General features: G+C 39.0%; 10 protein-coding genes. All 10 read right to left on the reverse strand.

Going from position 1 to position 10598, the window contains the following annotated elements; translation table 11 throughout:
• Positions 1 to 29: 29 nt before the first annotated feature.
• Positions 30 to 761 carry a 3-deoxy-manno-octulosonate cytidylyltransferase gene (gene kdsB, locus Q7P05_RS07145; RefSeq protein WP_303931350.1) on the reverse strand — a complete coding sequence of 244 codons (732 nt, stop codon included), beginning with the start codon at positions 759 to 761 and terminating at the stop codon, positions 30 to 32.
• Positions 762 to 805: 44 nt separating this feature from the next.
• Positions 806 to 1918 (reverse strand): tetraacyldisaccharide 4'-kinase, encoded by a 1113-nt coding sequence (gene lpxK / locus Q7P05_RS07150; protein WP_119207022.1) that lies wholly within the window; start codon positions 1916 to 1918, stop codon positions 806 to 808.
• A 56-nt stretch (positions 1919 to 1974) separates the two neighbouring features.
• A complete protein-coding gene (locus Q7P05_RS07155; protein ID WP_303931354.1) occupies positions 1975 to 3279 on the reverse strand; it encodes a 3-deoxy-D-manno-octulosonic acid transferase in 1305 nt (434 codons plus the stop codon).
• Positions 3280 to 3281: 2 nt separating this feature from the next.
• Positions 3282 to 5012, reverse strand: a complete 1731-nt coding sequence (locus tag Q7P05_RS07160) for an ABC transporter ATP-binding protein (RefSeq protein WP_005387284.1) — start codon at positions 5010 to 5012, stop codon at positions 3282 to 3284.
• Entirely contained in the window at positions 5005 to 6147 is a 1143-nt protein-coding gene (gene lpxB, locus Q7P05_RS07165) for a lipid-A-disaccharide synthase (RefSeq protein WP_303931356.1), read from the reverse strand. Before lpxB ends, Q7P05_RS07160 begins: the two co-directional genes overlap by 8 nt.
• The gene (locus tag Q7P05_RS07170) at positions 6147 to 6983 is read right to left on the reverse strand and encodes an LpxI family protein (protein ID WP_005387281.1); all 837 of its coding nucleotides are present in this window, start codon (positions 6981 to 6983) and stop codon (positions 6147 to 6149) included. Before Q7P05_RS07170 ends, lpxB begins: the two co-directional genes overlap by 1 nt.
• A gap of 338 nt (positions 6984 to 7321) precedes the next feature.
• Positions 7322 to 8134: an acyl-ACP--UDP-N-acetylglucosamine O-acyltransferase gene (gene lpxA / locus Q7P05_RS07175; protein ID WP_174683260.1), complete on the reverse strand. Its 813-nt coding sequence runs from the start codon at positions 8132 to 8134 to the stop codon at positions 7322 to 7324.
• A 19-nt stretch (positions 8135 to 8153) separates the two neighbouring features.
• Positions 8154 to 8579 (reverse strand): 3-hydroxyacyl-ACP dehydratase FabZ, encoded by a 426-nt coding sequence (gene fabZ, locus Q7P05_RS07180; protein ID WP_004695477.1) that lies wholly within the window; start codon positions 8577 to 8579, stop codon positions 8154 to 8156.
• Positions 8576 to 9415 carry a UDP-3-O-acyl-N-acetylglucosamine deacetylase gene (lpxC, locus tag Q7P05_RS07185; protein ID WP_303931358.1) on the reverse strand — a complete coding sequence of 280 codons (840 nt, stop codon included), beginning with the start codon at positions 9413 to 9415 and terminating at the stop codon, positions 8576 to 8578. The genes fabZ and lpxC overlap by 4 nt, the downstream gene beginning before the upstream one ends.
• A 262-nt stretch (positions 9416 to 9677) precedes the next feature.
• Positions 9678 to 10580 carry a lysophospholipid acyltransferase family protein gene (locus tag Q7P05_RS07190; protein WP_213467095.1) on the reverse strand — a complete coding sequence of 301 codons (903 nt, stop codon included), beginning with the start codon at positions 10578 to 10580 and terminating at the stop codon, positions 9678 to 9680.
• Positions 10581 to 10598 lie beyond the last annotated feature (18 nt).

A 10598-nucleotide genomic window follows, 5' to 3' on the forward strand; every position in this document is an offset into this window, starting at 1 on the left:
GTAATATCTTTAATTTGAACTGTTTTCATTTATTTCTCCTCTTGCTCGTAGATTGCATTTACACGAGCTAAGTCTTCCGGTGTATCAACACCGATAAATCGTTTATCTGTAAGAATAACACGAATAGTATAGCCATTTTCAAGAGCGCGCAATTGCTCTAACGATTCTGTTTGCTCTGCTGGTGTTGGTTCCATCTTTGCATAATTTAGCAAGAAATCTCTACGATATGCATAGATACCAATATGTTTTAGTGGAGCACGTACAAAATCATGACGTGGATACGGGATTAAGGACCGAGAAAAATACATCGCATCATTGCGATTATTTAAAATAACCTTTACTGCAGATGGCTCATTGTATTCATCCTCTAATAAAGGAGTCGCAACAGTTGCCATCTGTAAGTTTGGATCTTCTTCAAAAAGTTGGGCCAAGTCATCAATGAGTTTTGGCTCAATCATAGGTTCATCACCTTGAACATTAATAATGACATCTAAGTCTATATAATGACTAGCAACCTCGGCTAATCGGTCAGTTCCGGTAGGGTGATTAGGATCTGTCATCATAACAGCTCCCCCAAAGTTTTGAACAGCAGAATAAACACGATCATCATCGGTAGCAACAATAGTACATTCTGTTTTTGTCGCTTGTGACACCCTTGCATAAACCCGTTCAATCATTGGTTTACCTGCAATATCCGCTAATGGTTTCCCTCGTAATCTTGTAGAACCATAACGAGCAGGAATAACGCATCCAAACTTCACAATAAAACCCCATTTCTGTCATTCGTGTATCTTATTATTATACACTAAATCTCTAAATTTTCTATGAATTCTTGCTTTCCAGAGACAAATTCAATTCCAATAGATAGCACTAGAATCGGTATTTTTAAGTCTTCAATTGCATGCAACTGACTTAGCTTCACCGCATCTTTTTCAGTGATACAAATAGCATCCGCTTGATGAGCAAATGCCTCTTTCCAAATATCTACGACATCATCATTTTCAAAATTATGATGATCACCAAAAGGCATTGTATGAACAACATTATACCCAATGTCGGTCATCGTTTGTGTAAAGGATTGAGGATTCCCAATACCACTAACAGCCATAATACGATGCTCTTGATATGCATCGATAGAAGAACCAGGTTCTCCATTAGCCCACTCTTCTAAGGTATACATACATTGAGGCTTGTGGATTGTTTCATATACAGGTGTATTAGGTAACATATGCGCTAAACGCTTACGAATTCCGGAAACAACACCAGGCGCCACTTGATCAACCTTTGTGAGAACAATAATATTAGCTCGCTCTAACCCACTAAGAGGCTCGCGCAATAAACCGCGAGGCAATACATGGTCATAACCAAATGGATTAGATGCATCAATAAGAACGATATCAATATCTCGAGCTAATGCACGATGTTGAAAACCATCATCCATAACAAGACAGTCTGCACCGAGTTCATTAATAGCAATTTCTGCAGATATAGCCCGTTCGCGGCCGATAATTACATTAGATTTTTGCAATACTTTAGCCAATAGCCACGCTTCATCACCACTAATAGATGGCTCTACTAACATCGTACCGTCTTTGGAAATAATGATATTTTTCTTATTGTCCTCAGCTCGATAGCCACGGCTAAGCACGGTAGGATGAAGTCCTTTTCGGGCGAGTACATCACATATAAATCTCACCATCGGTGTTTTGCCAGTACCACCGGCAGTAATGTTACCAACACTAATAACAGGCACGGTAACTTTAGTAACACCTTTACCCGCATCAAATCGAGCATTTCGTATGGATACAGCCTTTTCGTAACCTTTACTTAGAAAGCCCAAGCTAGAACGAGCTATATCACCTAATATGGATTGATTTTCACCACTAACGATGGATTTGAATAATGCTTCCCCACTCATAGGTGACTCCTCCTATTATGTAATATCATAGATGAATCTAATAAATCATATCGATCTTATGGAACAATATGGTGTTTTTTAAAGAGTTGACGTAACTCTTGTGTATTACGTTGTGTTGCACCGCGATTTTCACAAATAATATCAAGACAATTTTGACCCATTTCCGTTGCCAAACCTTTGTCTTTACATAAGCGCAACACCATAGCGGTTAATTCTTTGCCATTCTTCACTTGTTCACAAGCATGACGAGAGTTTAATAAACCAAAAATTTCTTTGAAATTAAACATATAAGGTCCTACAAGAATTGGTTTACCATGTGCGGCAGGCTCGAGAATATTATGGCCTCCAGTTTTTACAAGAGAACCGCCTACAAAAATAATATCCCCTAAGCTATATAAACGACCTAGTTCACCAATAGTATCTAAAACAACTACTGGTATGCCTTCATGAACTGGCTCTGTCATATCGCTACGACAAATAGCATTCAATTCATAACGTTTCGCTAGCGTTTGAACATCATGACCGCGATATATCTCACGAGGTGCAATTAACAAGCGCGCTTGAGGATATTCTTGTAAAACTTGTTTAAAGGTCTCAAAGATTGTTTCTTCCTCACCCTTATGTGTACTACCGGCAATGATGATCGGATGATTATTACCAAAGCCAAACTCTTCAAGAAGAGCTTGTTTTTCTTCAGCTGATACCGTGGCATACGTTTGGTCATATTTCATATTACCTGTTACGGTAATATCAGATGTTTGTGCACCTAATACTTCAATATGTGCAGCATCGAATTTTGATTGCATACAGAAACGCTCAATGGAACGCAACATTTCTTTCGTGAACGCACTAATATATTTATAGCGTTTCATACTGCGATCAGAAATACGACCATTAACCATCATAACAGGAATATTTTCTGATTGAGCGATACGCAAGAAGTTAGGCCAAATTTCTGTTTCTACAAGCAAGATAGCAATTGGCTTAATAATATGCAAAATCTTACGCGTCAAATACGGTAAATCTAGAGGGAAGAAAATAATTCCTTCAGCCTCTGGTATGATGCGATGGGCCATTGCATGGCCTGTTGCAGTTACAACAGACACCACAACAACCGCTTCAGGAAATTCCTTTTTTACTTCCTTTACTAATGGACTAGTAGCTACAATTTCCCCTACAGAAGCAGCATGAATCCAAATAGCACGACGTCCTTCAATTTTCTTTAGTAGTGAGGCTGGCATATAGCCTGCACTCTGTTTGATACGCTCATAAAATCCATCTTCAAAGGCAAGGCGGTATAGAATAACCGGAATCAAGCCAATCCAATAAAATATGAGCAATACGTTATATATCCAGTACATGATTATCCTTTGTTGGAGAATTGAACGGAATAGAGATGATTGTACAATCCGCCATCAACAGCTAATAGCTCTTGGTGAGTCCCCTGCTCTACCAAGTGGCCTTGATTAAGTACAACAATTTGATGAGCATTTTGAACTGTGCTCAATCGATGGGCAATTACAAATGCAGTACGCCCTTTCATAAGGCGATCTAGCGCCTCTTGTACAAGCTTTTCACTCTCTGTATCTAATGCAGATGTCGCTTCATCTAGAATTAGAATACGTGGGTCTTTCAAAATAGCACGTGCAATAGCTACACGTTGACGTTGACCACCAGATAAGGAACTGCCTCGCTCGCCCACCACTGTGTCGAGACCGTCAGGCATCTTCTCAACGAATTCAAGTACATTGGCAGCCTTAGCAGCTTCATATACTTCTTCATCAGTAGCATCTAATCGACCATACAAGATGTTCTCTTTAATTGTGGCATTAAACAACACAGTTTCTTGTGGTACAAGCCCGATTTGTTCACGTAACGATTTAAATGTAACGTCTTTCACGTCATAACCATCAATCGTGATAGCGCCACCGGTTACATCGTAGAAGCGAGGTAACAAGTTCGCTAGCGTCGTTTTACCAGCGCCAGATGGACCAACAAGAGCTACGCTTTCACCAGCCTTAACAGACAAAGTAAAGTTCTCGAGCGCTGTTTTTTCACCATCATAAGAGAATGAAACATCTTTAAATTCTACATTGCCTTTAATAGATGGCAACGTAATAGCATCAGGTTTTTCCACAACGTCAGTTTTAGTATCTAAAATTTCAAATACACGATCAGCTGCAGCCAATGCTTTTTGAATATTGCCGTAAACTTGACTCAAGCGTTTAACTGGGTTAGACAAGTTGATTGCATAAATTAGGAACGCAATCAAAGAACCTGCTGTAATAGTCCCTGTTACTACAGAATAGCCACCATACCAAAGGATGACTGCCACCGCAATGGCTGCAGAAAACTCAACCATTGGACTTAACAAGCTAGTCAACTTAGTCGCTTTAATAACAGCTTTAAAGTTGCGATCATTTTCATCTTCAAAACGCTTCCGTTCAAAATCTTCACGAGCGAATGATTTTACTACTCGAATAGCGCTGATTACCTCTTGTAAAAGTGCTGTAATATCAGCCACACGGCCTTGTACATCATGACCTGCTACACGAAGCTTTTTACCAAATACATTGATAATTACTAGCACTACTGGAACTGTAATAAAGGTAACAAGTGTCAATTTCCAGTCAATAAGTAGCATAGACACGAGAGAACCGATAAGTGTTACAGATTCCGTAATAAAAGAAATCAAATTATCAACTACAGCAGTCTGAAGTGCAGCAACGTCATTGGTAAGATTACTCATGATAACGCCAGTCTTACGACGATCAAAATAAGATAAGCTTAATTTTTGTAGATGATTAAAGATGGCCTCCCGTACATCGATGATGACACGTTGTCCAATGTAAGACATATTATAGGTTTGACCATATGTAGCAAAGCCACGAATTAAGAATATAAGAATGATAGACCCTACTATGAGGTTCAACATAAACATATTCTTATCATCTAATACTTGGTCTACTACATTTTTAATAAGCCAAGGCACTACCAAGTATGCCGCAGCTGCGACGATCATGCAGAACACTGCAAAAATCATGCGCTTATAATAAGGCTTTACAAAATATAAGAGCCTAGAATAACTATTCATTACATTTCTCCTTACCGAGGTTATATACCAGTTCTGCTACGCGCTTTACAGCACCTGGTTCACCTAATTTATGATGTACTTCACGCAATTCGCTACGCATCGCTTCATTGCGTTCCACATCAGTTAGAAGAGGTTCCACAAGAGATACAATAGCCTCAGGTGTCACTGCATCTTGTAATAACTCAGGAATTACTTCTTTGCCAGCTACAATGTTTGGCAAACCTACATGAGTCACATTGACGACCATCTTACCAATGCCATATGTAATTGGAGATACTCGATACAATAAAATAGTTGGTAACTCCATCATAGCTGTTTCTAATGTAGCTGTACCTGATGCGGCGAGACATACATCACAAATCTGCATCAAATCATATGTATGGTCTTCTGTAATCGTCACCGGCACTTTGTGAGCATCGATGAAAGTTTCTAATTCACTACGATCGATGGTATGTGCGCGAGGCAAGAAGAATTGAATATCCTCATGGTTCGCCATCAATTGCTCGCCACTTTTTAACATCGTATCTAGCAAGGATAGTACCTCTTGCTTACGGCTACCTGGCATGAGCAATACTTTTTTAGCATCTTTACGAGCTCCAAAGTATTCCTCAGCCGCTTCTTTGCTCATCGTAGGATGTACGATATCCAATAGTGGATGGCCTACAAATTCTACATCGCATTTATATTTACGATACGCTTCAGCTTCAAAAGGAAAGATAGATGCTACCTTAGTGACATACTTGCGAATTGTATTCCCACGGCTACTATGCCATGCCCAAATCGTAGGAGCAATATAATAAAGAACGGGAATTCCCAATTCATGAGCTACAGCTGCTAGTTTCATATTAAAGCCAGGGTAATCTACACAGACGAGAATATCTGGTTTTTCCTTCATCATGACACGTTTTAAGTAGGTGCGAAGTTTAAAGAATTTCGGTAGTGATTTTACAATCTCTACAATCCCTATAACGCCTAAATTTTTAATATCATATACGATGCGAACACCAGCGCGTTCCATCAAGGTACCGCCCATGCCAAACATGTCAACCGAAGGATCTATTTCTTTCAGTGCATTAGCAACACTGGCTGCATGAGTATCACCGGATGCTTCACCGGCAGAAAACATGACTTTCATTATGCATCCTTTCTGGAATCTACAAACTCTTGGTCAACAGCACAAATAACAATACCATGACGGTTTGCCAAATCTAGTACATCTTGTTGTTGAACAAAAATAGTCTTTTCAGCCTCTACAGCAAGGACTTTACACCCACTATCAATCATGGACATTAATGTTTTTATCCCTACAGCAGGAACATCAAAACGAACATCTTGATTTGGTTTTTCCGTTTTAACCACAACTGCATCGCCACGGCCTAATTCACCGCCACGCAAAATGCACTTATCAGTGCCCTCAATAGCTTCAATAGCCATAGCCGCTTTATGTTTTACAACTACTGTTTGACCAATATCAAGCCCACCCATTTGCTTAGCTAGTTCAAAGCCAAAGCAAATATCTGCCCATTGTTCATCAGTAGGCTGTGTTTTTGAAAGCACCCCCACCTTTGGCATAAATGGTTTAAGGTATACAGTTTGATCTAACACTTTAAACCCTTCTCGTTCGATTTCATCTACGATGGCGAGCATGATAGTGTCATCTTTACGATTTTTAAGGCGTTTAAGAACACCTAATGTTTTTAAATCAGGGAATGTAAGACCTTTGAAGAGAATTTCCTTAGTCACTTTACCTAACATAGTTAATTCTTCAACGCCTTCTTTTTTCAAGGTTTTAAAAATCTTACCTAATTTGGCAACACCAATATCATAGAAAGCATCGGCCTCAGCCTTTAAAGCCGGGTCTACATCTGGAACTACACCGATAACCACTACCTCATGACCTAATACATGAGCAGCGCGCATGAATTCTACAGGCAAAACGCCTATGCCTGCAATCAATCCTACCTTTGCCAAGACTATACCTCCTAGATGACCTACGGCCTATATATCAATGAGTGATTACAAATTTACAATACTTAATGCCTCAAAAAAGACATAATCATATACAATATATTGTACTATAAATAGGCATTTTTTACCATTAAAACACCATGTTTTATGCCTATTTCTTCAACATTTTAGTAGAATTTTTTCATTCCTCTTTTACGTCTTATGAACGTAAAAAAACTTCAAATATTTTATCAAAATATTTTATATTTATGACCTAATGTTATAGATTTCATCTCCCATCGAAAGCATGATATTTATAAAGTACATAAAAAGACCTCGTACATTGTACGAGGTCTTTTAAATTAGTCGCGACGTGTACGCATAATACCACGATCGGCATTGCGTAAGAAGCGTAATAAATTTTCAATTTCTACAGAAGAATCAAGCTGCATTTCCATTTCTTCAATAGCCTTAGATAAACTAAAACCAGAACGATAAATAATACGGAATGCTTGTTTCAAATCTCGGCGTACTTCTTCTGAAATACCTGCACGAGATAAACCAACAGAGTTAAGGCCGATAACACGCGCTGGTTGACCATCAGCAATAACGTACGGTGGAATATCTTGGACCACCTTAGCCATGCCACCAACCATAGCATTTCGACCGATCTTAACAAATTGATGAATACCTGCAAGGCCACCAATAACTACGCGATCTTCAACGATAGCGTGACCAGCTAAGCCTGCACAATTACTCATAATTACATTATTGCCAACAATACAGTTATGAGCCACATGTGTACATGCTTGAAGCAAGCAGTTATTGCCTACACGTGTTTCTTCACCTTCTCCAGTAGCGCGGCTAATAGTGACAAATTCACGGATAACCGTTTCATCGCCAATATTACAATAGCTTTTTTCGCCTTTGAATTTTAAATCTTGCGGTTCCAACCCAATAGATGCGTTAGGATAAATCTCACAACGCTTACCAATGGTTGTCCAACCACCAATTACAACATGTGCACCGATTTGTGTACCATCGCCGATTTCGACATGTTCGCCGATTACAGCACCAGGACCTACGATTACATCTTTGCCCAATTTAGCATTTGGATGGACTATGGCTGTACTATGGATGTTGGATTCTGCATTTTCCATGCCTACAACTATCACTACAATCACTCCTCAATCATTATACAAGGGCAAACATGTATTCACCGCTAGCGCACAATTTGTCGCCAACATAGGCACGGCCTTCAACCTTACCCATTTTACCTTTGATTTTTACAATATCAACTTCCATACGTACTTGATCACCAGGTTTTACAGGATGACGGAAACGAACTTTATCAATACCTGTAAACATAGGTGTAAGACCTCGGTTTTCTTCAGGGTATAGCAAAGCAATACCACCAACTTGTGCAATAGCCTCAGTCAATAACACGCCTGGCATTACTGGATTGCCTGGGAAGTGACCTTGGAAGAACAATTCGTTGAATGTAGCATTTTTAATGCCCACAGCGCGTTTCATAGGTTCTAACTCAACGATGCGATCTACCAAAAGCATAGGATAACGATGAGGTAAAATTTCTAAAATGTCTTCGTGATTAAGAATCATGGCTGTGTCTCCCTTATTTCTTCCATTATACTACGAGCCAATTTTGAGTTTAATTCATGACTCGATTTCATAGCAATTACATGACCTTCGATTCGTCCTAATAAGAATAAGTCGCCTACTACGTCTAATGCCTTATGACGAACTAATTCGTCATCAAAGCGAGGTACAGACAAACACTTCTCATCATCATAAACTAACGCATTATCTAAGGTACCACCTTTTGCAAGGCCCATAGCCTGTAATTGTTCTAATTCTTTCATAAATCCGATAGTTCTAGCAGCACTAATATGCTCTTTAAAGGATTCTGGTAAAACCTCAAAATCGCAATTTTGCGTACCAAGTAACGGATGACTGTTAACCGATGTAAATGTAATGCGATAGCCATCGTATGGCAAAATAACTACAAAACGATCTCCATCATAAATAGCATGAGAGCGAGTTATTTTATATACATGACGCGGTGCTGTTTGTTCTTGAATGCCAGCCTCTTCTATAAGGCCTACAAAAATAGCACTACTACCATCACCTACAGCAGGTTCAGGAGAATCCATCTCGATATAACAGTTATCAATATTCATAGCACTGAACGCAGCCATAACATGTTCTACAGTGAAAACCTTCGCTTCACCATTTTCCAATGTAGTAGCGCGCATAGTGTTCGTCACATTATCAATGTGTGCTCGCACAGAAGGATGACCTTCAATGTCCGTGCGGATAAACACAATTCCTGTATTTTCAGGTGCAGGTTTAAAAACCATATTCACTGGTTCACCGCTATGAAGGCCAATCCCTTGATATGAAATAGCCTGTTTAATTGTTTGTTGTGGCTTACTCATAAGAAAGTCCTTTCATAATCTGAATTCACGTTTACTATACACCAATATGTATTATACCCTATTTGCATAGGTGATACAAGGAATTTACCATATATTCAATGATTTTGAAAGCATTTTTCACATAATTAACTCTATATAAATTTAATTATAAATAGTACTTTATACACTGTAAAATAAAAAGAGACTTTACTATGCTTTATTCATGCGGCATCTAAATCGACACTGTACAAATACACATGTAAAATCTCTTTATATTTAATAATTAGCGATATACATCTGGCGGAGTTTCAATATGCTCGCCATAGAAACGACGTGTCCACTTCCAACGGTTATGAAGCCAGAACCAATCTTCAGGATATCTTCTAATATAATCTTCAATAAACTCATTTAAAAGCGTTGTTGTTACTGCTATATCACGTTTTTTATCATCTGTACGCTCCACATAAATTGGTGGATGTACTTCAATCTCATGCTTCTCAGAAAATGGACTATAATGTATTGTCACAAAAATGATAGGTACATCTTGCATACGAGCCAGTACAGCTGGTCCAGCAGCCGTCAATGTTTCATAACCAAAGAATGGTACAAGAACACCATCATCACCAGGATCCTGATCCATAATAAGGCCTAAAAAAGCGCCTTTTTTTAGTTCATTGATCATTTCCCGCACACCAGTTTTATAAGTCACATGTTGGTGCATAATCTGACGATATTCATTGATAAACTTATCGGCATCACCATTCTGTTTCATGGCCACAGAAATCAACGGATACCCTTCCGAAGCAAGAACCCCCCCAAGGAGTTCCCAGTTGCCACTATGAACAGCCGCCAAGATTGCGCCTCGACCATTTTCTAAAGCATCATCTAAGTACTCTTTGTTAATAAACTCTACCATATCTTTGTATGCACCATCCTTAATTTCAGGATAGCGTAATACATCAATAATCATGCGACCAAAGCGTGTAGTACTAGCTTTCGCAATGCGTCGAGCTTCCTTGGGGTCATCGGTAATATTACAGAATAAAATTTGGCCTATCGCTAGGCGCTTGCGTTTAGGCGGCACTGCTAGCCACGCAATTTCACCAAGCAATGTACCAATAGCATATTGCAAACCTTTAGGTAATAAGCAAATAAAGGCACTAAAGATTTTCATAAACCTATACATGGATTATTAGCTCTCCTT

The sequence above is a fragment of the Veillonella dispar genome, assembly GCF_937975875.1.
Taxonomy (GTDB): Bacteria; Bacillota; Negativicutes; order Veillonellales; family Veillonellaceae; genus Veillonella; species Veillonella dispar_B.

Bases quoted from the DNA above. Each gene is read 5' to 3' on its own strand.
- lpxK (WP_119207022.1), bottom strand. From the start codon at position 1,918: ATGAGTGGGGAAGCATTATTCAAATCCATCGTTAGTGGTGAAAATCAA.
- Q7P05_RS07155 (WP_303931354.1), bottom strand. From the start codon at position 3,279: ATGTACTGGATATATAACGTATTGCTCATATTTTATTGGATTGGCTTG.
- Q7P05_RS07160 (WP_005387284.1), bottom strand. From the start codon at position 5,012: ATGAATAGTTATTCTAGGCTCTTATATTTTGTAAAGCCTTATTATAAG.
- lpxB (WP_303931356.1), bottom strand. From the start codon at position 6,147: ATGAAAGTCATGTTTTCTGCCGGTGAAGCATCCGGTGATACTCATGCA.
- fabZ (WP_004695477.1), bottom strand. From the start codon at position 8,579: ATGATTCTTAATCACGAAGACATTTTAGAAATTTTACCTCATCGTTAT.
- lpxC (WP_303931358.1), bottom strand. From the start codon at position 9,415: ATGAGTAAGCCACAACAAACAATTAAACAGGCTATTTCATATCAAGGG.
- Q7P05_RS07190 (WP_213467095.1), bottom strand. From the start codon at position 10,580: ATGTATAGGTTTATGAAAATCTTTAGTGCCTTTATTTGCTTATTACCT.